Raw genomic sequence first — 25,343 nt, 5'->3', positions numbered from 1 at the left:
GGCGGGCGCGTGAACCGGGGGCGAATATCGGTGTTTTGCTCGACAAGGCGCCCAAGTCAATTGTTGACAGCGCGAGTTGGTCTAGTCCATTTTGGTGGCACGTAAGTTCGACGAGGGGCGGATGTGACAGGCGCCGCCGCGCCCGCCTTCAGACGAAACCGATCCTTGGAGCCCCCATGCCAGCTTCCGACCCCTACCTCCACCGAGCCCCCTCCGCCGTCCCGTACTTCAGCGCCGACGGCGAGACGTACCTGGCGCGGACACAGCTGCGGGACCTGACCAAGACACAGCCGCTCAAGGTGCTGTCCGAGGAGGACTTCGCCTTCTGGCAGACGTACGGCTACGTCGTCGTGAAGCAGGCGATCCCCACCGGGGCGGCCAAGGACCTGCTGGACTTCGCCTGGGAGTTCCAGGGGCTCGACCGGGGCCGCCCGGAGACCTGGTACGAGGAGCGCGCGTTCCGTTCCGACCTCGACCGCGAGCTGCACGTCTACGGCTTCGTCGAGGCCTACCACCACCAGCTCATCTGGGACAGCCGGCAGACGCGGCGGGTCTACGAGGCGTTCACCGACGTATGGGACTGCGACGAGCTGTGGGTCACCCTGGACCGGCTCAACCTCAATCCCCCCAACGTCAAGAACCGCTCCCGCTCCCTGATCGCCCCCACCGAGCGCGGGTTCGACATCAACCTCCACTGGGACGTCGACACCACCCTCGGCGTGCTGCCCCAGCGGGTGCAGGGCATCATCGCCCTGGACGACACCCGGCACGAGCACGGCGGCTTCCAGTGCTGCCCCGAACTGTTCCGCCGCTTCGACCGGTGGAAGGCCCTCCAGCCGGACGACCGCGACCCGATCCGCCCGGCGATCGACCAGGACGACATGCCCGTCGTCCGGCCCGAACTGGAGGCCGGCGACCTGCTGATCTGGAACGGTCTCCTCGCGCACGGCGTGGCCCCCAACACCTCGGCGAACGGGGTGCGCGCCGTCCAGTACCTGTCGATGATGCCCGCGCTGGAGACCCACGAGGAGCTGCGCCGCTCCCGCGTCGACTCCTGGCGTCACCTCACCACCCCGGACTGGAACGCCACGCTCCTCGGCGACGCCGACAAGCACGAGTCCCTGCGCTACGGCACCGCCACGCTGAACGACCTCGGCGAGAAGCTGCTGGGCCTCACGTCCTGGACCGGACAGTCCGCCGACGCCGCTTCCCCCGGCGTCCACTCCGACCAGCCGATCGGGGAAGCCGCATGCGCCGTGTCTGTCTGACCCTCCCCACCAACCGGGCCTGCCCGGAGACGATCGCGGCGATCGGCGGGGAAGCGGCCTACGCCGCCGCGCACTTCGACGTCGAGGTCCACCTGCTGATCCTCGACTCCTCCGACGCGGACACCTTCGCCGCCCACACCCGGGCCGTCCACGCCCTGGGCGAGGTCCCGCACGTCATCACCCACCACCTCGGCGAGGCGGCGCAGCGAGCCTTCCTGCGCCGGGTCATCGACCGGGCCGAGGTCGCCAAGCCCGAGCTGATGCTGGAGCTGATGCTCCCGGCCGGGCTCTCCTACGGCGCCTGCACCAACCGCGCGTTCCTGATCGCCGCCGCGCTCGGCTGCGAGTCCGTCCACCGCAGGGACTCCGACAGCCGCTACCAACTCGCCGACGGGGAGCCCGTCTACCCCGTCCACCACGAACTGACCTCGCTCGGCAAGCGCGCCGCCGACGCCGCGCACGGCGCCGTCGAGACCGCCCTCGACCAGCGGCACGCCCACAAGCGCGTCGCGATGGTCGCCAGCTCCTTCGTCGGGGAGCTGTCCGTGGACATCGGCGAGATACGGGATCTCGACCCCGAGGCCTACTACGACGTGGTCAGCCTCTGGGCACCCGGCCACTGGTCGGACGAGCAGAAGCGGGACCTCGTCGACGACTCCTTCAGGGGCGCCGGTACGGAGGCGTTCACGGGCGACCGGGCGACCCTGACGCTGGTCGACCCGATGCGCGTGGACATGTGCAACATCAGCTTCCACGGCGTCCACGAACGCGTACCGCTGCCGCCCGCCACCGACACCATCGGCAGCGACTACTTCCTCATCCACCTGGTCCACGACGCGGCGCTTCCCGGTGTCCTGCACAACCGCAACATCGTCAACTTCTACACCGCGGAACGCAGGACCGACGCCGGCTTCGTCGCGTACCAGACGCGCTTCGTCAAGTTCTTCCTGTCGATGCTCTACTTCAACCACGTCTACGAGCGGATGGCCGCGGCCGGTGAGGCGCTCCTCGACGACGGGGGCCAGGTGCGCGGGGCCGTCATCAGCGCCCTCGCCCGGCAGAGCGCCACGCTCGACCGCGCCGAGAACGTGCACCGCCTGGACCGCGTCGACGCCGCCTACCGCAGACTCGGCGGCAGATACGCCCGGTTCGCCGACCTCCTCGCCACCCGCCGCGAACGCCTCCTGGACGAGGCGCGCGGCGACATCGAGGACTTCGCGCTGCTGACCGAGGCCTGGGAGCCCCTGGTGCGGGCGAGCAAGGACACCGGTCCGCTCCTGTCGGCGGGGCGGCCCACTTGAGTGCCACGATGACGCACGACACCGTCCCGCTCCTCGACGCCCTGGCGAACGCGGCCGAGGACCAGATCGTCTTCGACCTCCCCGGCATCGAGGAGCGCTACGACACCCTGCGCCGCGAACTGCCCGGCGTCGCCGTCCGCTTCGCCATGAAGGCCTGCCCGGTGGACGAGGTCCTCGCCCGCCTGGCCCGGCGGGGCTGCGGCGTCGACGCGGCGAGCCCCCACGAAGTGGCACAGGCCCTGCGCGCCGGGGTGCCGCCCGCCAGGATGCACTACGGCAACACCGTCAAGTCCGACGACAACATCGCCGACGCACACCGCCTCGGCATCGGGGACTTCGCGACCGACAGCCTGGAGGACGTCACCGCCATCGCGGAACACGCCCCGGGCGCCCGGGTGTTCTGCCGCATCGCCACCACCGGCGAGGGCGCGCTCTGGGGGCTCAGTCACAAGTACGGATGTTCGCCCGCCGACGCCGTCGCCGTGCTGGACAGGGCGCGCGAGCTGGGGCTGACCCCCGCCGGTCTGTCCGTGCACGTCGGCTCCCAGCAGATGTCGGCCGACGCCTGGCACGAGGCGTTCGACCGCATCGCGGACGTCCTCGTCGCCCTCGGCCGGCGCGGCATCTGCCTGGACCACGTCAACCTCGGCGGCGGCCTGCCCGCCCTCGGCTACCGCGATCAGCGGGGCAGAGCCCTCGATCCCCCGATGGACAAGATCTTCGCCGTGATCCGCGACGGCATGGCACGCCTGAGCGGGATCCGCGGCCACCGGCTCGGCTACGTCGTCGAACCCGGCCGCTATCTCGTCGCCGACCAGGGCGCCATCCGCGCGCACGTCTCCCGGCTCTCCGCGCGGCGCGGCCCCGGCGGCGAGCGCCAGTACTGGCTGTATCTGAGCTGCGGCAAGTTCAACGGCCTGTACGAGATGGACCAGGTGCAGTACCGCCTGGTCTTCCCCTCGCACCGCGATGCCGAGTCGGTGCCGGCCGTAGTGGCCGGCCCCACCTGCGACAGCGACGACGCCTTCTCGCACGAACACGGCCTGATCCAGGTGCCCAAGGCGCTGGCCTCCGGCGACCCCGTATGGGTGCTGTCCTGCGGCGCGTACGCGACCAGCTACATGACGCGGGGCTTCAACGGCTTCAGCCCGCTCCCGTACACCTGGATAGACGGCGGCGACGCGTGAACCACGAGATACGGACACGCCCCGTCGCCGACGGCGACTGGGACGGCATCGCCCTCCTCGAACACCGCGCCTACCACCGCCTCGGCCTGTCGGAGGGGCGGGCCGCGCTGGAGGCCAAGGCGCACGCGTCGCCGGCCACCTGCTTCGCGCTGGACCTGAGCGGGCGCCTCGCGGGCTACCTGCTGGCCCTGCCCTACCCGGAATCCGCCTACCCGCAGCTGGGCGCCACCGACGACGAGCCGACGCCCACCTCGCGCAATCTCCATCTGCACGACATCGTCGTCGCGGAGGACCTGCGGCACCGGGGCCTCGCGCGCCACCTCCTCAACCACCTGACCGCGACGGCCCGTTCGCACGGCTACGAGCAGATCTCCCTGGTGGCTGTCGGCGGCAGCGAGACGTTCTGGTCGGCCCGCGGCTTCACCACCGGGCGCGGGGCCGTGCCGCCGGCCGGATACGGCCCGACCGCTGTGTACATGTCCATGACGGTGCCGGCCGGACCGGCACCGCGCAGAGAAACAGAGAAGTGGGCTGATGTCGGTGCTCCGCGTACGTGATCCTTTCCATCGGGGCCAATTGGCGATCGCCGCCCTGTTCTGCTCGCTCGGCTTCCAGTACGCCACCTGGGCATCCCGGATCCCCGCTCTCAAGAGCGGCCTCGGTCTGAGCGCGGCGGAGGTCGGCGTCCTGCTGATGGCCGCGGGCGTCGGCGCCGCGGTGTCCTTCCCCGTGGTCGCGGCGCTGATGCGGCACCTCGGCTCCCAGCGCCTCGCGCTCCTGTCGGCGCTCTGCCTGGCCCTGCTGCTCCCGGCCCTCGCCGCGGCGCCGAACTACCCCGTCGCCCTGCTGGTCATGTGCGTCGACGGCGTCCTCGTGGGCTGCCTCAACGTCGCCATGAACGCCCAAGGCGCTGCCCTCGAAACCAGATTCGAGCGCAACACCATGGCCCGGCTGCACGCCACGTTCAGCGGCGGCTCCCTGCTCGCGGCGCTGCTCGCCTCCGGCATGAACGCGGTCACGTCGGCGGTGGCCGTCCACTTCACCGCGGCCGCCGCGATCCTGCTCCTGCTGGTGGCGTACGCGCGTACCGGGCTGCTGACGGACGATCAACTCCCGGCGGAGACAGGGCAGAAGAAGAAGAAGCGCGCCGGGAAGTGGACCGCGCCCTCCCGCGTGACGCTGTGGATGTGTGTCGCGATGGCGTTCGGCACCGTGACCGAAGGTGCGATGAACGACTGGTCGGCGCTCTATCTGGAGGACGTCACCGACGCCTCCGCCGAGCTGGCGCCCCTGGGCATCGCCGTCGTCTCCGGAATGATGGTCGTGGCCCGGCTCTTCGCCGACGGATGGCGCGGCCGCTGGGGCGACGGCCGCGTCGTCCTGGCCGGCAGCGCGCTGGCGGGCGTGGGCCTGCTCCTCGCCCTGCTCAGCGGCGGTCTGGTCCCCGCGCTGCTCGGCTTCGCCTGCGTGGGCCTCGGCATCGCGGCCGTCACCCCGTGCGTCTACGTGGCCGCGGCCGGGCAGGGCTCCGACTCGCTGACGCTCGTCGCCGCCATGGGGACCACGGGTCTGCTGGCCGGGCCACCGCTGATCGGCTTCATCGCGGGCGCGAGCAGCCTGGTCTGGGGCTTCGCGGCGGTCGCCGCGTCGGCGCTCGTCGTCTGCGCGTGCAGTACGCGGATCACGTGGACGGCCGCCGAGCCCGAGCAGCTGACCCGCACGTAACTCCCGCATCCCGCCTCACTCGTGCCTACTTGAGGGTAGGCCTACCCGACCCCCTTGTTATACGGTCTGTCTAACAAGGGGGTCGTGGCGTGCCGCGAGGCGGGCGTCGCGGTCCTTGCCCTGACGTCCGAGTCAAGGAGCCGCACCATGGCGAGCAGCACTGTCCGGCCGAGCGCGCAGGAGGATTCCCCGGAGGGCGACATCTCCCGGCGGCTGCTCGACTCGGCCGCGGTCCTCGCGTACGACCCCGCCACCGAGGTCGACTGGGAGACCCCGCTGGACCGCGACTGCCACGGCGCGAGCCCGGAGTGGAGCACGCTCTACGGCACCGCGTACTGGCAGGAGTTGACCGAGGAGCAGCGCAAGGAGCTGACCCGGCAGGAGGCGGCGTCGGTGGCCAGCACCGGCATCTGGTTCGAGATGATCCTCCAGCAGATGGTGCTGCGCGATGTCTACGCGAAGGACCCCACCAGCGCCGAAGTCCAGTGGGCGCTCACGGAGATCGCCGAGGAGTGCCGCCACTCGATCATGTTCGCGCGCGGAGCCGAGAAGCTGGGCGCGCCCCCGTACCGGCCGCGCCGGAGCGCGGTCGAGCTGGGCAGGGTCTTCAAGACGGTCGCCTTCGGGGAGGCGGCGTACGCCGCGATCCTCGTCGCCGAAGAGGTGCTCGACGTCATGCAGCGCGACTGGATGCGGGACGAGAGGGTCGTGCCCTTCGTCCGCACCATCAACAACATCCATGTCGTCGAGGAGTCGCGGCACATGAAGTTCGCCCGCGACCAGACGCGCAAGCGGCTGGCCGGCGCGGGCCGGGTGCGCCGCCAGGTCAACGCCCTCGTGATCGCCATCGCGTCGTACGTCATCGTCACCAGCATGGTGAACCGCCAGGTCTACGCGAACGCCGGGCTCGACGAGGCGCGTGCCCTCGCGGAGGCGAGGACCAACGAACACCACAAGTCCATGATGCGTTCCAGCTGTGCGGGCCTCATGGAGTTCCTGGCCTCGTGCGGCCTGCTCACCAAGCCCGCGCTGGCCTTCTACAAGCGCGCCCACCTCATCTGACGCCGTAACCGTCACTGTCACCGTCGCCTTCGCCGAGCCGAGTCCAGGAACATGACCTACGCCATCACCCAGACCTGTTGCGGCGACGCCGCCTGCGTGGCCGTGTGCCCCGTCAACTGCATCCACCCCACACCGCAGGAGCGGGCGTTCGGCAGCACGGAGATGCTGCACATCGACCCCGCCACCTGCATAGGCTGCGGCGCGTGCGCCGACGCCTGCCCGGTCGACGCGATCTTCCCGGTGGACCGCCTGCCCGCGGCCCAGAAGGAGTACGCCGCGATCAACGCGGCGTACTTCGAAGAAGCCGAGGCACCCCGACAGGACCCGGACGGGCCGAACTTCCACCCTTGGGGCGAGCCGGACTTCCCGCGCGTCCTGCCCGCGGACTTCGCGCCGCTCAAGGTCGCCGTCGTCGGTACCGGCCCGGCCGGCATGTACGCCGCGCAGGATCTTCTGCTGCACACCAGCGCCGAGGTGACACTGGTCGACCGGCTGCCGGTGGCCGGCGGACTCGTGCGCTACGGCGTCGCGCCCGACCATCCCGCCACCAAGAAGGTGGGCGACGCCTTCGCCCGCTTCCGCACGCATCCCCGGGTGCGGATGCACCTGGGACTCGACGTGGGCACCGACGTCACCACGGCGGAGCTGGCCGCGCACCACGACGCGGTGATCTACGCCGTGGGGGCGTCCGCCGACCGCCGGCTGTCCGTACCCGGCGAGGACCTGCCCGGCAGCGTCGCCGCGAGCGCGTTCGTCGCCTGGTACAACGGCCACCCCGAAGCGGCGCCGGAGGGCTTCGACCTGTCGGCGGAGCGCGTCGTCGTGGTCGGCAACGGCAACGTCGCCCTCGACGTGGCCCGCATCCTGCTCGCCGACCCGGACGCCCTGGCCCGCACCGACATCGCCGAATGCGCCCTGGCGGCGCTGCGCGGCAGTGCGGTCCGCGAGGTGGTCCTGCTCGCGCGCCGCGGACCCGAACACGCCGCGTACACCACCTCCGAACTGCTCGCCCTCACGCACCTGCCCGGTGTGGAGCTGGTCGTCGACGACCACGACCCGCGGACAGCCGCCGCCGTCGAGGCGGCCGGCCCGGGGAGCAAGGCGGCCCTCCTGCGCGGCGTCACGCGCAGGCACCTCGACTGGGACGAGCCGCCCGCGCCCGGGCGGCGTATCGTCCTGCGCTTCCACAGCCGTCCCACCGAAGTCCTCGGCGAGGGCCGGGTGGAGGCCGTGCGCGTCACCTCGGACGCGGGGGAGCGGACCCTGCGCGCGGGCATGATGCTCCGTGCGATCGGCTACCGCGGTCTGCCGGTGCCGGGACTTCCCTTCGACGAGAGCACCGGCACGGTCCCGCACGAGGGCGGCCGGGTCACCGGACATCCGGGCACCTACGTCGTGGGCTGGATCAAACGCGGCCCCACCGGCGGCATCGGGGCCAACCGCACCTGCGCCGCCGAAACGGTCTCGACCCTGCTGGCCGACGCGGTCGCCGGGACCCTGCCCACACCGACGCGGGCCTCCCGCGCCTTCCACCGCCTGGCGCGCGGCCGCGCCCGCCGCGGTCGAGGGCGGCGGCGGGCGGGGGCGGCGCGCTGAGTGTGCTGGCCGCCGCGAGGTCCGTACGCTGCCGATTCAAGGTATCTCCAAGGTCTGCCGCAGGCCCGCGCCGCACAGTGGGGCGTGGAAACCAGTCGGCGTCCTCGGAGGGGAAACACCATGGCTGTTCGTACGTTGCTCGCGAGCGCGGGGCTGGGCGCCGCGCTGGCCCTGGGAGCCGTGGCGGCCCCCGCACAGGCCGCCCCGGCCCAGTCCGCGCCCACGCGGTCCGCCCCGGCACAGGCATCGGCGTCCGACGTGGGAATCCTGTCCTGTCCGCCCGGCGCGCCGAGGCCCAGAGCGGGCTTCCGTTGCCTGTCGCCCTACTCGACGGAGCCGCGGTGTGACGCCGGTGTCCTCCAGCACATCATTGCCACGCCCGCGAACGAGGGCTACTGCCAGCGGAGCGGCACGACATGGTGGGGCTTCGTCAACATCTACTGACGGCGGGCGCCGACACCGCTGACGTGACCTGCCGGCTTCAGTCCTCCAGGGCTTCCCGGACGTCCCCGAGGTCCACGAACTTGAAGTTGGTGGAGGGGCGTTCGCCGTCCCCGGGAGCGTCGTGGCCGTCCTGCACGACGAGCAGGCCGTTCGGGTACCTGCGGCCGAGCGGCGCGGCGAGCGCGGCGGCCCCGTCGCACTCCTCCGAACCGTCGAGGGCGGAGGAGGCAGAGGTGACGCGGAAGCCGCCCTCGTACTCGTTGGCGTCGGACAGCTCGCGGTCATAGGCGGCGAACGTGTTGTCGCCCTGGCTGGACGCCAGCAGGTGGCCGTCGCCGTCCGGCTCGGTGAGCAGCGTCAGTCCTTCGACATCGGCACTGAGGCGGGTGCCGCCGTAGCCGGGGTCGGCGCCCGCCTCGCACTCCTCGGTCTCCTCGTCGTAGGTGCCGGGTACGCCGAACTCGCGGACCCTGTCGACGAGTTCCGGTGCTCCGGTCAGGTCGGCGCGCATCCGCCAGATGCCGACGTCCTCCTGACCCGCGTACAGCGTGCCATTGGCCGGGTCGACCACCATGCCCTCGACCTGGGGGAGTTCGCCGGGCTCGCCGCAGGGGGTCCACGAAGTGCCGTTGGGGAGGCGGAACGTCGCGGGCAGGTCGAGGGAGCGGACCTTGCGGTAGCCGACCTTGCCGCCGGCTCCGGGTGTGATCTCCAGCAGGGCGACGCTCGTCCGCTCCCGGCGGCTGACCAGCGCGTAGGAGCGGCCCGTGGACTTGTCCGTCCAGGTGGCGAGCCCGTACGCGGTGCGCTGCTCGTCGATCTCCTCCTGGGAGGCGGAGAACACGGGCGGCGCGGCCGGGTCCGTGACGTCGGTGAGGGGGCCGCCCGCGCGGTCGCGGTCGACGCGGTAGAAGCGGAGCCGGTCCCCGCCCCGGTCGCTGGTCACGGCGAGGTCGGCGCGGCCCGAGGAAAGGCGCAGACCGTGCACCAGGTCGACGTTGTTGAAGCGGCCGGGCGCGTGGTCCGGGCCCGGCGCGGGGGGTGCGGGCACGGACTGCACCTCGCGGGCTTCCAGGTCGTAGACGCGCAGGCCGCCCTGCTTGGCGGTGGCGATCACCAGGCTGCGGCCCGGGGCGGCGGCATCGCGCCAGATCGCCGGGTCGTCCGCGTCGGCGTCACCGCCCGCCTCGTCATCGTGCAGCGGCGGGGTCTCGGCCCGCGGAGCGACAGCGGGCAGGGCGGCCGGGGCGGCCGGGGCGGCCAGGGCCTCGCCGGGCAGGGCGGCCGCGGCGAGCGCCACGACCGCCGTGGCGAGGGCGAGCGTCGTCGATCGGGCATCGCGGTTCATGACCACGCGGGGCTCCTTCAGAGAGAACGCAAGAGAAAGCAAGCACACGTAAGAGAACGGAAGATCGGGAGGCAAGGACGTGCAGAGTGTGTGTTCCGCGTATGAAGACTTACCGCGAGGTAACGCGTCCGCGACCGATGCGGGACGTGAACAAACGGTGAAGCAGCGGGAGTTACTCGGCATGAGTTCCGCCTACCTCGCCCCCCGCACCCCCACCGAGCACCGCCTCGTCGCCCTCTGGAGCGCCGGTCTGGAGGTCGCGCCCATCGGGGTGGCGGACGACTTCTTCGAACTCGGCGGTGACTCCTTGCTCGCCGCCGAGCTGCAACTGGCCATCGACCAGGAGTTCGGTGTCGAAGTGCCCGCCGCCGCACTGTTCCTGACACCCACCGTCGCCGCCCTCGCGCAGGCCCTGGCAGCGGCGGCCGAGGAGGCGCAGGCGGCCCGGCGGGCCGCGCGCCCGGAGCCGAGGCCATGAACACGCGCTCCCCGCAGGTGAACCTCGCCGACCCGGACCTGTACGCCGTCGGCGACCCGCACGCGGTCTGGCGCACGCTGCGCGAACGCGACCCCGTCCACTGGCAGCCGGTCGGCGACTCCCTCGGCTTCTGGTCCGTGACCCGCTACCCGGACGTCGAACGGGTCCTGGAGGATCACGCGAGCTTCACCTCCGAGCGCGGCACCCTGCTCAGCCTCCTCGGCCGCCACGACCCGGCGGGGGGCCGTCAGATGGCGGTCACCGACCCGCCCCGCCACGGCCGGATGCGGGCCCCGCTGCACCGGGCGCTGCGCCTGCGGTCCGCGGAGGCCCACGCCGACGAGATCCGGGCGGGCATCCGAGCGCTGCTGCCCGAGGCCCCGCCCGGCACCGGGTGCTCCTTCGACTTCGCCGAGGCCTGCGCGCAGCTCCCCCTGGTGGTCCTCGGACCGCTGCTCGGACTGCCCGCCCGGGACCGCCCCCGCCTGGTGCGTCTGGCGATGATGTGCGCGGCCGAGGACGACCCCGGACACCAGCTGCCCGGTGGCCCCGAGGCCACCTTGCGGCAGGCCCACCGCGAACTGTTCGCGTACTTCTCCGACCTGGTGCGGGACCGGCGGCGCCGACTGGCGGAACGGCCCGGCAAGAGCGCGGAGGACCTGGTCGACGTACTCCTGACGATGGAGGTCGACGGGGAGCGCCTGACACCCGGCGAGGTCCTGTCCAACTGCTACAGCCTGCTCCTCGGCGCCGGCGTGACACTCGCCCACGTCCCCCCGGCCGCCGTCCTCGAACTGGCCCGCACCGGCGGCTACGCCCACTGGGCCGCCCGCCCCGAACTCCTCGGCAGCGGCGTGGAGGAGGCGCTGCGGTGGGCGTCGCCCGCCGGCCACTTCATGCGGCACGCGCGCCGCCCTCTCGACCTGGCGGGCGTTCGGGTGGCGCGCGGTGACGCGGTCGTGGCCTGGCTCGGCTCCGCCAACCGCGACGCCGCGGCCTTCGGCCGGCCCGAGGTGTTCGACCCGGCCCGCCGCCCCAACCGCCATCTGGCGTTCGGCGCGGGACCGCACTACTGCGCGGGGGCGAGCGTCGCCCGGGTGACGCTCCGCCTGTTCTTCGCGGAACTGTTCGACCGGTATGCGCGGATCGAGGTGACCGGCGCGCCCCTGCGGGCCCGTTCGACGTTCCTCGCCGGCATCACACACCTGCCCGTACACGTACAGCCGAGGCACAAGGAGGTGGCGCGGTGACCGCGGCCACGCCCAGCGCGACAGAGGGCACGTATGAAGCGACGTACGCGCAGGACCTGCTGAACCTGGTGGAGACGCTCCTGCCGGGCACCGTCCTCCAACCGGGATTCCTGGTCCGCGCGGCCTACCGCCTGTCGGGGCCGGTGGACGAGAAGACCCTGCGCCAGGCGCTCGACGACGTGGTCGCCCGGCACGGGGCGCTGCGCACCCTGCTCCTGCGCGACGGCGAAACCCTGCGCCAGCGGGTGCTCCCGCCGAAGTCCGTCCCCCTGACCGTCACCCGCCTCGGCCCGGACGAATCGGCCGACGACTGGATCGCCGACGTCACCACCCGGCCCCACCCCCACGACGAACTCCCCCTGCTCTACGCCTACGTGGCCCACCGCGACGAGGGTGTGACGCTCCTCGCCCTCGTCGCCCACCACATCGCGTCCGACGCCTGGTCGCAGGACGTGATCGCCCACGACCTCGCCACCGCCTACACCGCCCGGCTGCGCGGCGAGGAACCCCTCCCTGCCGATGTCATGCAGTACGCCGACATCGCCGCGGAGGACCGCAGCGACGAGTGGCAGGCCCGCATCGCCGAGGCACTGCCGTACTGGCGCGACCGCCTCGCCGACGCGCAGGGGCTCGGCCTGCCCGCCGAGACACCGGACGCCGCGCCCGGACCGAGCGCCGTACACGCCTTCCGCGTCGACGGCGCGCTGCGCCGCGCGGTGCGCGACGCCGCCCGGCGCGGGCGCACCACCCCCTTCACGCTGCTCCTGACCGCGTTCGTCGGCGCGCTGCTGCCGCCCGGCGACGCGATGGTGCCGGTGATCACCGCGGGGCGCATCCCCTCCGAGTGGAACACCGTCGGATTCCTGCTCAACGTCCTCCAGATCCGCGTCGAGCACACCGGCCGCGACGGCCTGCACGACCTGCTCCCGCGCGTCGACCGGCGGTGCCGCGAGGCGTACGCGAACGACATCCCGCTCCTGCCCGTCCTGCGGGAGAACCCGCACCTCCTGGAGCGCATGACCGCACGCGACCGCGTCGCCCCCGTCTTCCAGATGATCGTCCGCCGGCCCGAGCGCCCCTCGCACGAGACATCCGACCTCCGTCTCGACCGCCTGCCCCTGGACGCCCAGCCGCCGCTGCCGATCCCGCTGCCGTTCCTGTGGACCATGCGCTGGGACGACGAGCCGGGCGGATACGTCACCTACGACGCGCACCTGTTCAGCACAGCGTGGATGGAGCGCGCCGTCGACACCTACCTGGGCGTCCTGAGCGAACTGGTCCGCTGACATGGGCGCAAGCGGACCACCCCACATCCTCGACCTCGTCGAGCCCCGCCTGCACGCGCCCGGACCGGCCGTCGCCGACAGCGAGGGGACCTTCGGCTACCGCGAACTGGACGCGGCCTCCCGGGCGGTGGCCCGCCTGCTGCTCGCACGCGGCGCACGGCGCGACGAGCCGGTCGTGGTGCACGCCACCGCCTCCCGAGGGACCGTCGCCGCGCTGCTCGGCGTGGTGCGCGCGGGCTGCCGCTTCGTCCCCGTCGACGCGGGCTTCCCCGGGGAGCGCCGGCGCCTGATGGTCCGCCGCAGCGGCGCCCGCTTCCTCCTCGCACCGGACGGGCACGCCCTCGCCCTGCCCGGCGGGCCCGAGCCCGTCCCCTGCGGTTCTGCGTTCTCGGACGCCCCGCGGGACGACCGGTTCCCGCTCCGCCGGGGCAGCCACGCCTACACGTGCTTCACCAGTGGCTCGACGGGCCTGCCCGAACCGGTGACCATCTCCGCGACCGCGCTCGGCTGGTCCACCGCCGCACGCCTGACGCACTACCCGGCGCCGGTCGGAGCCTTCCTGCTCTGCTCGTCGATCTCCTTCGACAGCTCCATGGCGGGCATCTGGTGGACCCTCGCCACCGGCGGTCTGCTCGTCGTCCCCGACGGCCGCCCCGGCGACCTGCTCGCCCTGGCCCGCGCCGCCGAACTGCACGATGCCACCCACGTGTTGATGGTCCCCTCGCTGTACGGCGCCGCGCTGCGCGGCGGCCTCGCGCCCCGGCTGCGTACCCTCACGACCGTGATCGTGGCCGGTGAGACGTGCCCACCCGCGCTGGTCGCCCGCCACCTCGCGGACCTGCCACGGGCGGCGCTGTACAACGAATACGGGCCGACCGAGTGCACGGTATGGGCCACCGTCCATACCTGCACACCCGCCGACGCGGCGGCACGCACGGTACCCATCGGCAGGCCCGTCACCGGAGTCACCGCGCACATCGAGCCCAGCGAGGAGGGCGCCCCCGGGGAGCTGTACCTCGCCGGCCCCGGCCTGGCCGTGGAAGGTGGCAGAGCGGACCGCTTCGTGATCCGCGACGGCATGCGCTGTTTCCGTACGGGCGACCTGGTGACGGTCAGGGACGACGGGGAGCTGCTCTTCCACGGCCGCACCGACCACCAGCTCAAACTGGGCGGCATGCGCGTCGAACGGGCCGAGATCGAGCAGGCCCTCACGTCCTGCGACGGCATCACGGAGGCGGGCGTCGGAGTCACCGGCACGGCCAGGCCGCGCCCGATCGGCTTCGTGGTCACCGACGGCGGCGCGCTCGACGAGCGGCGCATCCGCACGCAACTCCTGAGCAGCCTCCCCACCACCGCCCTGCCCGCCCGCGTCGTCGCCGTGCCCGCGCTGCCCCGCCTGCCCAACGGAAAGGTCGACTACCGAGCGCTGGACCGCCGGGCGACAACAAGAAGGCCCCGGTGTCCATGACGGATACCGGGGCCTTTCACGAGCGCTGGGCAGGCCTTGCACCTGCATCTCCCTACAGGAAGTAGGGCGCCTTTCCTTGGACCACCAACGCCGGGCCTGTCACCGGTGTTTCGGCGACGAGCACAAGATCAACCTTAGCGCATGTCCGCCGGGCTCGCTGCCACCCCCGCCTCCAGGGCCGCGATCTCCGCCAGGGTCATGCCCAGTTCGTCGTGCAGGAACCGTACGACCGTCCAGTGCGGCAGGGCGTCCTCGTCGAACGGCCCGAACGCGGCGGTGTAGAGGGGGATCCAGCGCAGCGCCTCCTCGGCGGCCGCCTCACGCCCCGGGGCCGCCTGGTAGGTGTCGTAGGAAACGCTCCGGTGGTGGATGAAGTAGCCGCCGGGGAGCCGTTGCTCGCACAGCTCCCGGTATTCGCGGGTCTGGAGAATGAGGTAGTGCCAGATCTCGTCGATGTCCTGCTCGACGGGGAGGAAGAGGCCGCCGAGCCGGTCGGGGTGACGGGAGACCAGGTAGAGGTAGCGGAGGCACTCGCGGACCTGATGCCTGACCTGGTCGGCCTCGGGTGCGCCGGGCTTCTCGGCGAAGTGGCGCACCACCTCGTCGTGCAGGTCATGGCCCAGCAGCGCTTCGGCGGTGGGAGGCGTGGTGTCCGGGGCGCTGTCCGGGGTGCTTTCCGGTGCGGTGAGCCACGCGTACTTGCCGGACCGGCCGATCGGCACGTGCGCGCGGTGCTCCACGCCGCAGGTGCGGCCCGTCAACGCGCCTACGGACGCAGCCAGTTCGGCCTCCGCCTCGGCGGCGAGGGGCTCGCCGTCGAACGTCGTGTACGACAGGCGGCACCGGCCGTCACCGGTCAGACGCAGCTGGTGCAGGAACACGCGGGGGCTGACGGCTGCGACGCGGGCGTCGAGGTCGGCCTGGGCCACCGGGCCCTCGGGCGTCGCGAGGAGTTCCTTCTCGCGGCCGCAGAAGGAGACGATCCGCTCCGGGTCGGCGCTGCCGTCGCTGGTGCGCACGCAGTCACCGGAGCGGTAGCGCACCAGCGGCATGTACGGGTTGCGGATGCTGGTGACGATGAGGCTGTGGATGCCGCTGCCGGGCTCCACGGGGATCAACTCCACGCTCATCCCGTGCAGGTAGGGCCGGTAGGAGCCGTCGGCGTCGCTGTAGAACAGATAGCCCAGTTCCGTACTGCCGAAGAGGTCGATCACGGGGCAGTCGAAGTGGGCGCGCAGGTAGGCGCGGACATTCAGCGGCGTGTACTCGTAGGCGTGCACGATGCCCGAGGGCCGCGGGAAGTCGTCCCACAGCTCCCATTCGGTGACTTTGCGGACGAGGTGAGCCAGGTGGTAGCCGGAACAGTCCAGGAGATAGGAGCCTTGCGGGTGGGCGGCGGCGACCTCCCGGATCTCCACGAGCATGCGCTCGACCTCCGCGCGGTCCCAGTCGGCCGGGTCCAGGCGGCGGTTGAGGTACAGCGTCCGGTCGTCGAGCCAGCGTTCGCCCGGTGTGCCGCCCGGCTTGCGGGAGTTGACGCGGGCGACGTGCTCGGTGGCGAGGACGGTGGTCAGCGAGATCCGCCGCGCACCGGCGTGCCAGAGGGGCCCGAGGTCGGGGTGCTCGCTCCACAGGCGGTAGTAGGAGCGGAGCAGGAAGTACGGAGGCCGAATCAGCTGCATCCGGGCGTGGTTGGTGCCGGTGGACAGCACGAACTCGGCGTCGCCCGTCTCCAGGGCGCGGGCCAGCTCGGGGGTCATCCAGTTGTCGGGAAAGTCCCGGGCGATCTCCGGCTTCTCCAGGATCGGGAAGTCACCGCGCTCGACGGACGCGCGGTAGAGGGGGATGTCCCGGATGCGGTCCAGGACGTCGGCGCTCGGCACGGGGTTCAAGGGGGCTCCGGTGCGGGGTCGGGGAGTGGCAGGGGTTTCTCGACGCGGGCTCTGGAAGGAGCGGGGCCGCCGCCACGGCGTGTACGGCCGTGGCGGCGGCCCCGCGGGGCTCATCCGGTCAGGAGATGCAGCCGGTCTTGCCGGCGGCGCTGATGCACCCGCTCTTCGGCGTCGCGCTGATGCAGCCGTCCTTCGCGGCCTGCGTGGCGCCGCCGGCCGAGTTGGCGGCGACCCACTTCTGCCAGACGGACTCCTGCGTCATGCGCTTGATGAGCTGTTCCATGGTGAACCTCCATAGGTGGTGGGTATGCAGCACATCCGGGCACGGCGAGGCAGAACGCCGTGCCCGGACGGATGGGGGAACGGCAGGAGCGTCAGCTCCGTGCCTGGGCCTCGGCGCGCTCGGGCTCCTCGGCCGCGGCAGGCCCGGCGGCCGGGGCGACCGCCACTGGCAGCGTCCGCATCCGGACCGCTTCCGTGCCGCTGTCGTTGTGCCGCAACGCCCAGTTCTCCAGCGTCGTGCGGCAGGCGTGGTCCAGGTGGCGCACCACGGTCAGGTCCAGCTCTATGGGCCGGTCCTTGGGCAGGGCCTCCAGCGTCTCCAGGATGCGGGGCAGCCGCAGGAACGTGGCGTTGCCGGTGAGGGTCACGATCTGCCGGCCGCCGGGCAGTTCCCGTACGTCCACGTGCACATGGGAGGTCTCCCAGGCGGACTTGACCACGGCGAGGATCAGGCCGAGCACCACGCCCTCGAACATGTTGGTCACCAGGATGGCGATCGCCGTGGCGGCCAGCACGAAGGCCTCGCCGCGGTGGGCGCGGGCGAGCGGGACGATCTCCTTGACGGGGATCAGCTTGCAGCCCGCGTGCACCAGGACGCCGGCGAGCGCGGCCAGCGGGATGATGCCGAGCGCGGTGGGCAGCAGCACGGCGAACAGCAGCAGCCACGCGCCGTGCAGGATGCGCGAGAGCGGGGTGCGGGCCCCCGCCGCGACGTTGGCGGAGCTGCGGACGATGACCGCGGTCATCGGCAGTGCGCCGAGCACGCCGCACACCGTGTTGCCGACGCCCTGGGCGACGAGCTCCTTGTCGTAGTGCGTGCGGGGCCCGTCGTGCATACGGTCCACGGCCGCCGCGCTGAACAGCGACTCGGCGGACGCGATCAGGGTGAACGCGAGGACGGTGCCGAGCACCGCCACGCTGCCCAGCTCCGCCAGGTCACCGAGCCCCGGCGGCTGCACGGCGTCGACCAGGCCCCGTACCGAGACGTTCGCCACGTCCAGGCCGAACCCGGCGACGACGGCGGTGGCCAGCGCGACGGCGGCCAGCGGGGCGGGCACCACACGCACGGCGGCGGGCAGCTTCGGCCAGAGCACGAGGACCGCGATGGTGCCGAGGCCGACGGCCGCGGCGGTCAGCGAAGCGCTGTCGCTCGCGATGTCGGCGAACAGTCCGGGCAGTCCGGCGATCTTGTCGATCCCGGAGCGGGGCTGCTTGGCCCCGGCCATGGTGTACAGCTGACCGAGGATCAGTACGAGTCCGATGCCCGCCAGCATGCCCTGGACGACGGAGACGGATATCGCACGGAACCACCGGCCGCAGCGCAGCAGGCCGAGGGTGATCTGGAGCGCGCCGGTCAGCAGCACGATCGCGCCGAGCATGCCGAGCCCGAACTCCTGTACCGCCTCGAAGACGAGCACGGTCAGGCCGGCCGCGGGCCCGCTGACCTGGAGGGCGCTGCCCGGCAGGAAGCCGACGACGAGACCGCCGACGATGCCGGTGACCAGGCCCAGTTCGGCCGGCACACCCGAGGCGACCGCCACGCCGACGCACAACGGCAAGGCGACCAGGAAGACGACGAGCGAGGCGAGGATGTCCTGGCGCAGGACGCCGGGCTCACGCAGCGGGCGGAAATGAGCGAGGGAGGAAGAGAGGAAGGAGGACATGAGGGTGGGGAGTCCTGTCGTCGGAGCGGGCCGGGCGGAGGAGCGCGACGGTCCTCACAGCGGACCGAACGCCGCGCGGCCGTCGGACGACGGACGGTGGGCGGAGACGACGCCGGTGTGCACTTCGTAGTACCAGGCGTGCAGGGTGAGCGAGCCGTCGGCTGTCCGCTCGCTGACGCAGGGGTACTCCCGGAGCCTCTCCAACTGGGCGAGCACATGCGTCTGTACGGCCTCCGCCACGTCCGGCGTGGCCGGGGCGAGGGTGCGCAGGGCGGCGTCGGGAGCGACGGAGTGCTCCAGCCAGTCGCGTACGGCCGGGACGGCCGACAGGTCTTCGCCCCGCACCAGGGCGCCCACCGCGCCGCAGTGCGAGTGTCCGCAGACGACGATGTCGCGGACGCCGAGCACGCGGACCGCGTACTCGATGGTGGCCGCCTCGCTCATGGGGTGGCCTGCGCGGTCCGGGTGACCCTCGGAGGGGTAAGGGGGTACGACGTTGCCCGCCGTACGGAGTTCGAAGAGTTCGCCGGGGCGCGCTCCGGTGATGAGGGACGGGACGACGCGCGAGTCGGAGCATGTGACGAACAGTGCTTCGGGGGACTGCCCGGCCCCGAGGGCCTCGAAGGATGCGGCGTTCCGGGGATCCGCGACGTGCGTCGCGGCGAACGAACGGGCGTTGTCGATCAGGGACTTCATGGTGGTGGCCTGCCTCCTGCGTCTCCTCGGCTGGTGCCGGGACGCGGTGTGGTCGGGTCGATGGTGACAGTGGGGCGGCGCGGGCCGCTGTGGCAGCGGACTTCGCGTCGCCCCGGACACAGCCTGATCGGCTGTCATGTCCACTACTTTACCATCACATTAAGGTTCGGCAGCAGAGAAAATTCTTGCCAAAGAATGAGTAATAACCGTCACTGGCCTGCGAGTTAGTGCAGTGATCAACCGTTGGGCAGGGGTTCGCATGGAGATCATGTGGAGCATGCGGGGCAGACGGGTACAGTCAAGTGTTTGCCGTTCAGGCCCCCCGCACACCCCCTAGTGACCCCCGGTGTGCCCGAGCACGACAGGTTCCCGCACTTTTGTCCTCCTCCACCCTCTCCCCGGCCGACCGGCTGCGGGGTCTTCGCCCCGACTGGCTGTCCGATCCGAAGGTGTGGCGCACCGAGGTCCTGGCGGGCCTCGTCGTCGCCCTCGCGCTGATCCCCGAGGCGATCTCGTTCTCGATCATCGCCGGAGTCGACCCTGCGATCGGCCTGTTCGCCTCCTTCACCATGGCCGTGACCCTCTCGGTCGTCGGCGGGCGCCGCGCCATGATCTCCGCGGCGACCGGCGCCGTCGCCCTCGTCATCGGCCCGCTCAACCGCGAGCACGGCCTCGGCCATCTGATCGCCTGCGTGATCCTGGCCGGCGTCTTCCAGATCGTCCTCGGCGTGCTCGGCGTCGCCAGGCTGATGCGGTTCGTGCCGCGCAGCGTGATGGTCGGCTTCGTCAACGCCCTCGCCATCCTGGTCTTCATGGCGCAGGTTCCCGAGATGCGCGACGTGCCCTGGGCGGTCTACCCGCTGATCATCGGCGGCCTGGCGCTCATGGTGTTCCTCCCGAAGGTCACCAAGGTGGTCCCGGCGCCCCTCGTCTCCATCGTGATCCTCACCTCCCTCACGGTGGGCGCGGGAATCGCCGTGCCGACCGTGGGCGACCGGGGCGACCTTCCGTCCTCCCTGCCGGTGCCGGGGATCCCCGACGTGCCGTTCACCGTGGAGACCCTGACGACCATCGCGCCCTACGCGCTCGCCATGGCGCTCGTCGGCCTGATGGAGTCCCTGATGACCGCGAAGCTGGTCGACGACCTCACCGACACGCACTCCTCCAAGACCCGCGAGTCGATCGGCCAGGGCATCGCCAACATCGTGACCGGCTTCCTCGGCGGCATGGGCGGCTGCGCCGTGATCGGCCAGACGATGATCAACGTAAAGGTGTCCGGCGCCCGCACCCGCCTCTCCACCTTCCTGGCCGGTTCGTTCCTGCTGGTGCTCTGCATCGTCTTCGGCCCCGTCGTCTCCGAGATCCCCATGGCCGCCCTGGTCGCCGTCATGGTCATGGTCTGCTTCGCGACCTTCGACTGGCACTCCGTCGCCCCGAGCACGCTGAAGCGGATGCCCGCCGGCGAGATCACCGTCATGGTCGTCACGGTCGTGTGCGTGGTCGCCACCCACAACCTCGCCGTCGGTGTGGTCGCCGGCTCCCTCACCGCGATGGTGATCTTCGCCAGACGCGTCGCCCACCTCGTCCACGTCACCTCCGCCACCGGCCCCGACGGCGACAGCGTGGTCTACTCCGTCACCGGCGAGCTGTTCTTCGCCTCCTCCAACGACCTCGTAAGTCAGTTCGACTACACCGTCGACCTCGACAAGATCGTCATCGACCTCACCGCCGCCCACATCTGGGACGCCTCCTCCGTCGCGGCCCTGGACGCGATCGAGACCAAGTACGCGCGGCGCGGCAAGACCGTCGAGATCATCGGCCTGAACCAGCCGAGCGCACACCTCCACGACAAGCTCAGCGGCGAACTCACCGGAAGCGACTGACCTGCACCTCCCTGTTTCACGCTGGCCCGCCCGGGCACCCGACGGACCCCCGCGCGGGCGGCGGCACCAGTCGGCCGGCACGCGGCCCCGCCACCTCCCAAGTGGTGGGAGCCGCCCCCGCGGCGGAGGGTGGGAAGGGACGAACAGGAAGGCGCAGACAGATGAACGACACCCCCGGTGCAGAAGGCCGGCAGGACCCGACCACACGTCATCCCCGGCCCGAGTTCCCGCAGCAGGACCAGGAGCCGCCCGGCTGGACCGGCGCCATGGACCCGCCGCCCGACCACGGCGAGGAGTCGTACCGGGGCAGCGGCCTGCTGAAGGACCGCAAGGTGCTGCTGACCGGCGGCGACTCAGGCATCGGCCGGGCGGTCGCCCTCGCCTTCGCACGCGAGGGCGCGGACATCGTCTTCACCCATCTCCCCTCGGAGGCGGGCGACGCCCGGGAGACGGCGCGGCTCGTCGAGGACGCCGGGCGGCAGGTGTTCGCCGTGCCGTGCGACATCCGCGAGGAGGAGCAGTGCCGCAGACTCGTGGAGCGCGCGGTGACGGAGTTCGGACGGATCGACATCCTGGTCAACAACGCGGCCTACCAGATGTCCCAGCCCGAAGGCATCGGTGACATCTCCACCGAACAGTTCGACCAGGTCGTACGGACGAACCTGTACGGGATGTTCTGGCTCTGCAAGATGGCCGTGCCCCACATCCCGCGCGGCGGATCGATCATCAACACCACGTCCGTGCAGGCCTACAAGCCGAGCCCGCACCTCCTCGACTACGCCATGACCAAGGGCGCGATCGTCACCTTCACCCAGGGACTCGCGCAGATGCTGGTCGACGACGGCATCCGCGTCAACGCGGTGGCCCCGGGCCCGGTGTGGACGCCGCTGATCCCCGCGACGCTGCCGGACACCAAGGAGTTCGGCAAGCAGGCGCCGATCGGACGGCCCGCGCAACCCGCCGAGATGGCACCCGCCTACGTCTTCCTCGCGTCCGAGCACGCGAGCTTCATCACCGCCGAGATCATGAACGCCACCGGTGGCACCCCGCTGCCCTGAGGCGGCCCGCCCGGACGCGGCATACGGAAGGAAAGAGGTGACCAGTATTCGGTGGAACGCGCTGACCCGGGAGGTCTCGGCCCTGTGGCAATCCGCGCGCAGGGCGGTCAGGACCCCGGGGCCGGAACGCGACACGACCGTCCAGTCGCTCAAGGCGGCGGGCGCCGGAGTGCTCGCCTGGGCGGTGGCCGGGTGGTGGTGGAGCGCGCCGATGGCCCTCCTCGCCCCCTGGACGGCACTGTTCCTCGTGCAGAGCACCGTCTACCGCTCGCTGCGCTCGGCGATGCAGCAGATCGCGGTCGTCATGGTCGGCACGCTGCTGGCCGCGGGCGCTGCCGTCCTCACGGGGAACAACACGCTGGCCGCGATGGCGCTCGTCCTGCCCGTCACCGTGCTCCTGAGCACCTACGCCCGCTTCGGCACCCAGGGGATGTACGCCCCGACGGCGGCACTGTTCGTCCTCGCGTACGGCACGTACTCGGGCTACGACATCCTGCACCGCCTCTTCGAGACCGCGGTCGGCGCCGTGATCGGCATCGCGGTGAACGCCCTGATCCTGCCGCCGGTACACGAGCGTGACGTCCTGCACCTGCGGAGCCGGCTGCCCCAGGAGAGCGGTGACCTGCTGCACGCGGTCGCGGACGGGATCCAGGAGGAGCCGTTCGACACGAAGAAGGCCCAGGGCTGGTACGACAGGGCACAGCGGCTGACCGACCTCGTGACGGATCTGCGCACCGCGCGGCGCTGGTCGTACGAGAGCCACCGCTTCAACCCTGCCCGCAAACTGCGCCGGTCCGTCTCCCGCGCCCCCGCGTCCGACTGGGACTTCGCCTGGGACAGGATCACGGAACACATCAGGACGACCGTGCGCACTCTCGCCGAGACCGGCGAGGACCGCCCGAACCTCGCCGACCTGCCGGAAGGCGCGTCGGACATCCTCGCCGAGCTGCTGCGGGCGGCAGGGGACGTGTGCGCCCTCGACGTGAGCGACGCTCCCGGGTCCGAGCGGCGGGACCGCCCGGAGACGGCGCAGGACCGCCACAGCGCGCTGCGCACGGCGCAGGAGGCCCACCAGCGGCTGACCCACCTGCTGACGGACAGCCGCTACCGGGTCACCCCCGCCCTCGGCGGCCTGACCGCCGACACGCAACGCCTTCTGAGCGACCTCACGACCCTCGCGGGGGACCCGCAGACCGACAGCGCGGAAGCGTAGGACCCGGGGCCGCACATGTGGCGGGCCGCACGAGAGTGCTGTGGGCTGATGCACAAGGAGTGTCCGGATACGCAAGAGCGCCGGCCGCAAGGGGTCGGCACGGGACGAGGAGGCAGGACGTGGCCGTACGCCACCAGTTGGTCAAGAGGCCGCCCTCCCAGGTGTGGGAGGTGCTGGAAGACGGGCACCGGTACGCCGACTGGGTGGTCGGGACGCACGATTCCCGACCGCTCGACACGCGGTGGCCGGCGGTCGGCTCGCGGATCGAGTACACCGTCAAGCTCGGCCCCCGGAAGGTCACGGGACACACCGTGGTGCGCCACCTCGACAAGCCGGACCGGCTTGAGCTGGAGGCGTACAGCGGGGCGCTCGGCACCGCCCGTATCGCCATCGAGGTGCGGCAGTGGGGCGCGCACACGCTGGTGATCGTCGACGAGCATCCGCTCCAGGGCCCCGGCGGGGTGCTGCACAACGCCGTGGTCGACGCCCTCATCCAGGTCCGGCACCGCAGCATGCTGAGCCGCCTGGCGCGGCTCGTCGAAGGCGACGGCGCCCCGGCTCACGCGAGCTGAAGGAGAGCGGACATGCCGGACGCGGTGGTGATCGGCGCGGGGCCCAACGGCCTCGTGGCGGCGAACGTACTGGCCGACGCGGGCTGGAGCGTCGTGGTCCTGGAGGCCCAGGAGGAGCCCGGCGGCGCCGTACGCAGTGACCATGGCGTACACCCGCACTACGTCAGCGACATGTTCAGCGCCTTCTACCCGCTGGCGGCCGCCTCGCCGGTCCTCGGCGCCATGCACCTGGAACGCGAAGGCCTGCGGTGGTCGCACGCCGGGCACGTCCTGGCACATCCGCTGGCCGACGGACGCTGCGCCGTGCTGGACCGTGACCGCGCCCTGACCCGCGCGTCGCTGGACGCGTTCGCCCCGGGTGACGGCCGCGGCTGGGACCGCCTGTACGACATGTGGGAGCGCCTGCGGGAGCCGCTGATGCAGGCGCTGTTCACGCCGTTCCCGCCGGTGCGCCCCGCCCTGGGCCTGGCCGCGCGGGTCCGGGCGGGCGGCGGTCTGCGGCTGGCCCGCTCGCTCCTGCTCCCGGTGCGCCGGCTGGGCGAGGAGGAGTTCGAGGGCGAGGGCGGGCGGCTGCTGCTCGCGGGCAACGCCCTGCACGCGGATCTGGCGCCCGAGGCAGCGGGGAGCGGCGGCTTCGGCTGGCTGATGTCCATGCTGGGACAGACCCACGGCTTCCCCGTGCCGGTGGGCGGAGCGGGCGCGCTGACGGCCGCTCTCGTCCGCAGGCTCGAACGCCGCGGAGGGAGCGTGCACTGCGGCGAGCGCGTCACGGAAGTGGTGGTGCGGGGCGGGCGCGCGGTCGGGGTGCGCACCGCGGCGGGGGAGGGGGTCGTGGCACGCCGGGCGGTACTGGCCGACGTGGCCGCTCCCGCCCTGTACGGGCAGCTGGTCGACGCCGCTCATCTGCCGCCGCGCCTCCTCGGGGACCTGCGGCGCTTCCAGTGGGACTTCGCCACGTTCAAGGTCGACTGGGCGCTGTCCCGGCCCATCCCCTGGACGGCACAGGACGCCCGGCGGGCCGGGACGGTCCATGTGGCCGAGGGCGTGGACGAGTTGACGCGGTTCGCCGCCCAGATCGCGCGGGGCCTCGTGCCGGACCGGCCGTTCGCCCTCGTCGGGCAGATGACCACGGCCGACGCCACCCGCTCACCGGCCGGGACCGAGTCGGCCTGGGCCTACACGCACACTCCGCAGCACATCAAGGGCGACGCGGGGGCGGACTCTCTGACGGGCAGGTGGGACGAGCGGGAGAGCGAGGCGATGGCCGACCGCGTGGAGGCGCGGATCGAACGGCTCGCGCCCGGCTTCCGCGAGCGGATCATCGCCCGGCGCGTCCTGGCACCGCCCACCCTGGAAGCGCTGAACGCGAATCTGCGGGGCGGGGCCATCAACTCCGGTACGACCAGCCTGCACCAGCAGCTCGTGTTCCGGCCGTTCCCCGGGGCCGGCCGACCGGAGACCCCGGTGCCCGGTCTCTATCTCGCGTCCGCCTCGGCGCATCCGGGCGGCGGGGTGCACGGCGCCCCGGGCGCCAACGCCGCGCGGGCCGCCCTGCGCGCCCGCTACGGGGCGGGCGTCTTCTTCGCGGCCCAGCGCGCGCTGGGCCGCCGCGACCGCAACGGCAGGGAGCCGGGGCGGCCCTGAAGCAGGCCCGCGGCTGCCCGGGTCAA

The 25,343-nt window shown here is 72.1% G+C and carries 22 protein-coding genes and 1 pseudogene; 17 read left to right on the top strand and 6 right to left on the bottom strand.

The features are described from left to right. The first annotated feature begins 176 nt into the window (after nucleotides 1–176). The 8 genes from CP975_RS03630 (at nucleotide 177) to CP975_RS03595 (ending at nucleotide 8,583) form a co-directional block, all read left to right on the top strand. A complete protein-coding gene (locus CP975_RS03630; RefSeq protein ID WP_055526823.1) occupies nucleotides 177–1,268 on the top strand; it encodes a phytanoyl-CoA dioxygenase family protein in 1,092 nt (363 codons plus the stop codon). Further along, nucleotides 1,250–2,569: a DUF6271 family protein gene (locus CP975_RS03625; protein WP_055526822.1), complete on the top strand. Its 1,320-nt coding sequence runs from the start codon at nucleotides 1,250–1,252 to the stop codon at nucleotides 2,567–2,569. The genes CP975_RS03630 and CP975_RS03625 overlap by 19 nt, the downstream gene beginning before the upstream one ends. A gap of 8 nt (nucleotides 2,570–2,577) precedes the next feature. Beyond that, complete coding sequence (locus tag CP975_RS03620) at nucleotides 2,578–3,756, top strand: type III PLP-dependent enzyme (protein WP_055526820.1); 1,179 nt, start codon at nucleotides 2,578–2,580, stop codon at nucleotides 3,754–3,756. Next, entirely contained in the window at nucleotides 3,753–4,313 is a 561-nt protein-coding gene (locus tag CP975_RS03615; protein ID WP_055526819.1) for a GNAT family N-acetyltransferase, read from the top strand. Before CP975_RS03620 ends, CP975_RS03615 begins: the two co-directional genes overlap by 4 nt. Beyond that, nucleotides 4,291–5,481 (top strand): MFS transporter, encoded by a 1,191-nt coding sequence (locus CP975_RS03610; protein WP_199782847.1) that lies wholly within the window; start codon nucleotides 4,291–4,293, stop codon nucleotides 5,479–5,481. Before CP975_RS03615 ends, CP975_RS03610 begins: the two co-directional genes overlap by 23 nt. Nucleotides 5,482–5,628: 147 nt before the next feature. Further along, nucleotides 5,629–6,543: an AurF N-oxygenase family protein gene (locus CP975_RS03605; RefSeq protein WP_055526817.1), complete on the top strand. Its 915-nt coding sequence runs from the start codon at nucleotides 5,629–5,631 to the stop codon at nucleotides 6,541–6,543. 51 nt (nucleotides 6,544–6,594) lie between these two features. Next, the gene (locus CP975_RS03600) at nucleotides 6,595–8,139 is read left to right on the top strand and encodes an FAD-dependent oxidoreductase (protein WP_150476566.1); all 1,545 of its coding nucleotides are present in this window, start codon (nucleotides 6,595–6,597) and stop codon (nucleotides 8,137–8,139) included. A gap of 120 nt (nucleotides 8,140–8,259) precedes the next feature. Next, a complete protein-coding gene (locus CP975_RS03595; protein ID WP_055526816.1) occupies nucleotides 8,260–8,583 on the top strand; it encodes a hypothetical protein in 324 nt (107 codons plus the stop codon). Between the two features lie 37 nt (nucleotides 8,584–8,620). Here the strand turns inward: CP975_RS03595 and CP975_RS03590 are convergent, their stop codons facing one another. Beyond that, on the bottom strand, nucleotides 8,621–9,931 hold the full coding sequence (locus CP975_RS03590; RefSeq protein WP_055526839.1) for a phytase: 1,311 nt from the start codon (nucleotides 9,929–9,931) through the stop codon (nucleotides 8,621–8,623). A gap of 181 nt (nucleotides 9,932–10,112) precedes the next feature. On the opposite strand from CP975_RS03590, the gene CP975_RS03585 reads away from it, so the two are divergent. Genes CP975_RS03585 through CP975_RS03570 form a run of 4 tightly spaced genes read left to right on the top strand, consistent with a single transcriptional unit; the run spans nucleotide 10,113 to nucleotide 14,413 of the window. After that, a complete protein-coding gene (locus tag CP975_RS03585; RefSeq protein ID WP_055526815.1) occupies nucleotides 10,113–10,409 on the top strand; it encodes a phosphopantetheine-binding protein in 297 nt (98 codons plus the stop codon). Continuing rightward, nucleotides 10,406–11,659 carry a cytochrome P450 gene (locus CP975_RS03580; protein ID WP_055526813.1) on the top strand — a complete coding sequence of 418 codons (1,254 nt, stop codon included), beginning with the start codon at nucleotides 10,406–10,408 and terminating at the stop codon, nucleotides 11,657–11,659. Before CP975_RS03585 ends, CP975_RS03580 begins: the two co-directional genes overlap by 4 nt. Next, the gene (locus CP975_RS03575) at nucleotides 11,656–12,945 is read left to right on the top strand and encodes a condensation domain-containing protein (protein WP_055526811.1); all 1,290 of its coding nucleotides are present in this window, start codon (nucleotides 11,656–11,658) and stop codon (nucleotides 12,943–12,945) included. Before CP975_RS03580 ends, CP975_RS03575 begins: the two co-directional genes overlap by 4 nt. 1 nt (nucleotide 12,946) lies before the next feature. Further along, nucleotides 12,947–14,413: an amino acid adenylation domain-containing protein gene (locus CP975_RS03570; RefSeq protein ID WP_055526810.1), complete on the top strand. Its 1,467-nt coding sequence runs from the start codon at nucleotides 12,947–12,949 to the stop codon at nucleotides 14,411–14,413. Between the two features lie 134 nt (nucleotides 14,414–14,547). On the opposite strand, the gene CP975_RS03565 is transcribed toward CP975_RS03570, so the two are convergent. The 5 genes and pseudogenes from CP975_RS03565 to CP975_RS03550 form a co-directional block, all read right to left on the bottom strand. Further along, entirely contained in the window at nucleotides 14,548–15,039 is a 492-nt protein-coding gene (locus tag CP975_RS03565) for a glycine-rich domain-containing protein (protein ID WP_150477780.1), read from the bottom strand. A 45-nt stretch (nucleotides 15,040–15,084) separates the two neighbouring features. Next, nucleotides 15,085–16,305: pseudogene (locus CP975_RS03560) on the bottom strand (hypothetical protein); the annotation flags it as partial. Nucleotides 16,306–16,423: 118 nt separating this feature from the next. Continuing rightward, nucleotides 16,424–16,588 carry a hypothetical protein gene (locus CP975_RS34945; RefSeq protein ID WP_167532667.1) on the bottom strand — a complete coding sequence of 55 codons (165 nt, stop codon included), beginning with the start codon at nucleotides 16,586–16,588 and terminating at the stop codon, nucleotides 16,424–16,426. A 91-nt stretch (nucleotides 16,589–16,679) separates the two neighbouring features. Next, the gene (locus CP975_RS03555) at nucleotides 16,680–18,251 is read right to left on the bottom strand and encodes a SulP family inorganic anion transporter (RefSeq protein WP_150476565.1); all 1,572 of its coding nucleotides are present in this window, start codon (nucleotides 18,249–18,251) and stop codon (nucleotides 16,680–16,682) included. 54 nt (nucleotides 18,252–18,305) lie between these two features. Continuing rightward, a complete protein-coding gene (locus CP975_RS03550; protein ID WP_055526808.1) occupies nucleotides 18,306–18,947 on the bottom strand; it encodes a carbonic anhydrase in 642 nt (213 codons plus the stop codon). Between the two features lie 377 nt (nucleotides 18,948–19,324). Between CP975_RS03550 and CP975_RS03545 the strand changes: the two genes are divergently transcribed. From CP975_RS03545 to CP975_RS03525, 5 genes are all read left to right on the top strand, one after another. After that, nucleotides 19,325–20,830, top strand: a complete 1,506-nt coding sequence (locus CP975_RS03545) for a SulP family inorganic anion transporter (protein WP_055526806.1) — start codon at nucleotides 19,325–19,327, stop codon at nucleotides 20,828–20,830. Between the two features lie 161 nt (nucleotides 20,831–20,991). Beyond that, nucleotides 20,992–21,888, top strand: a complete 897-nt coding sequence (locus CP975_RS03540) for an SDR family oxidoreductase (RefSeq protein ID WP_055526804.1) — start codon at nucleotides 20,992–20,994, stop codon at nucleotides 21,886–21,888. 37 nt (nucleotides 21,889–21,925) lie between these two features. After that, on the top strand, nucleotides 21,926–23,101 hold the full coding sequence (locus tag CP975_RS03535) for an FUSC family protein (RefSeq protein ID WP_055526803.1): 1,176 nt from the start codon (nucleotides 21,926–21,928) through the stop codon (nucleotides 23,099–23,101). A 119-nt stretch (nucleotides 23,102–23,220) separates the two neighbouring features. After that, complete coding sequence (locus CP975_RS03530; protein ID WP_055526801.1) at nucleotides 23,221–23,673, top strand: SRPBCC family protein; 453 nt, start codon at nucleotides 23,221–23,223, stop codon at nucleotides 23,671–23,673. 12 nt (nucleotides 23,674–23,685) lie between these two features. Continuing rightward, nucleotides 23,686–25,317, top strand: coding sequence for a phytoene desaturase family protein (locus tag CP975_RS03525; RefSeq protein WP_055526799.1), 1,632 nt, complete (start codon nucleotides 23,686–23,688; stop codon nucleotides 25,315–25,317). The last annotated feature ends 26 nt before the right edge of the window (nucleotides 25,318–25,343 follow it).

Origin of the sequence: Streptomyces alboniger (assembly GCF_008704395.1) — a bacterium.
Classification (GTDB): Bacteria; Actinomycetota; Actinomycetes; order Streptomycetales; family Streptomycetaceae; genus Streptomyces; species Streptomyces alboniger.
This window is presented reverse-complemented; position numbering and strand designations above follow the sequence as displayed.

Excerpts from the sequence above, each read along its gene's own strand:
- CP975_RS03630 (WP_055526823.1), top strand. The coding sequence starts at position 177 with ATGCCAGCTTCCGACCCCTACCTCCACCGAGCCCCCTCCGCCGTCCCG.
- CP975_RS03625 (WP_055526822.1), top strand. The coding sequence starts at position 1,250 with ATGCGCCGTGTCTGTCTGACCCTCCCCACCAACCGGGCCTGCCCGGAG.
- CP975_RS03620 (WP_055526820.1), top strand. The coding sequence starts at position 2,578 with ATGACGCACGACACCGTCCCGCTCCTCGACGCCCTGGCGAACGCGGCC.
- CP975_RS03610 (WP_199782847.1), top strand. The coding sequence starts at position 4,291 with ATGTCGGTGCTCCGCGTACGTGATCCTTTCCATCGGGGCCAATTGGCG.
- CP975_RS03605 (WP_055526817.1), top strand. The coding sequence starts at position 5,629 with ATGGCGAGCAGCACTGTCCGGCCGAGCGCGCAGGAGGATTCCCCGGAG.
- CP975_RS03600 (WP_150476566.1), top strand. The coding sequence starts at position 6,595 with ATGACCTACGCCATCACCCAGACCTGTTGCGGCGACGCCGCCTGCGTG.
- CP975_RS03595 (WP_055526816.1), top strand. The coding sequence starts at position 8,260 with ATGGCTGTTCGTACGTTGCTCGCGAGCGCGGGGCTGGGCGCCGCGCTG.
- CP975_RS03590 (WP_055526839.1), bottom strand. The coding sequence starts at position 9,931 with ATGAACCGCGATGCCCGATCGACGACGCTCGCCCTCGCCACGGCGGTC.
- CP975_RS03585 (WP_055526815.1), top strand. The coding sequence starts at position 10,113 with ATGAGTTCCGCCTACCTCGCCCCCCGCACCCCCACCGAGCACCGCCTC.
- CP975_RS03580 (WP_055526813.1), top strand. The coding sequence starts at position 10,406 with ATGAACACGCGCTCCCCGCAGGTGAACCTCGCCGACCCGGACCTGTAC.
- CP975_RS03570 (WP_055526810.1), top strand. The coding sequence starts at position 12,947 with ATGGGCGCAAGCGGACCACCCCACATCCTCGACCTCGTCGAGCCCCGC.
- CP975_RS34945 (WP_167532667.1), bottom strand. The coding sequence starts at position 16,588 with ATGGAACAGCTCATCAAGCGCATGACGCAGGAGTCCGTCTGGCAGAAG.
- CP975_RS03555 (WP_150476565.1), bottom strand. The coding sequence starts at position 18,251 with ATGTCCTCCTTCCTCTCTTCCTCCCTCGCTCATTTCCGCCCGCTGCGT.
- CP975_RS03550 (WP_055526808.1), bottom strand. The coding sequence starts at position 18,947 with ATGAAGTCCCTGATCGACAACGCCCGTTCGTTCGCCGCGACGCACGTC.
- CP975_RS03540 (WP_055526804.1), top strand. The coding sequence starts at position 20,992 with ATGAACGACACCCCCGGTGCAGAAGGCCGGCAGGACCCGACCACACGT.
- CP975_RS03525 (WP_055526799.1), top strand. The coding sequence starts at position 23,686 with ATGCCGGACGCGGTGGTGATCGGCGCGGGGCCCAACGGCCTCGTGGCG.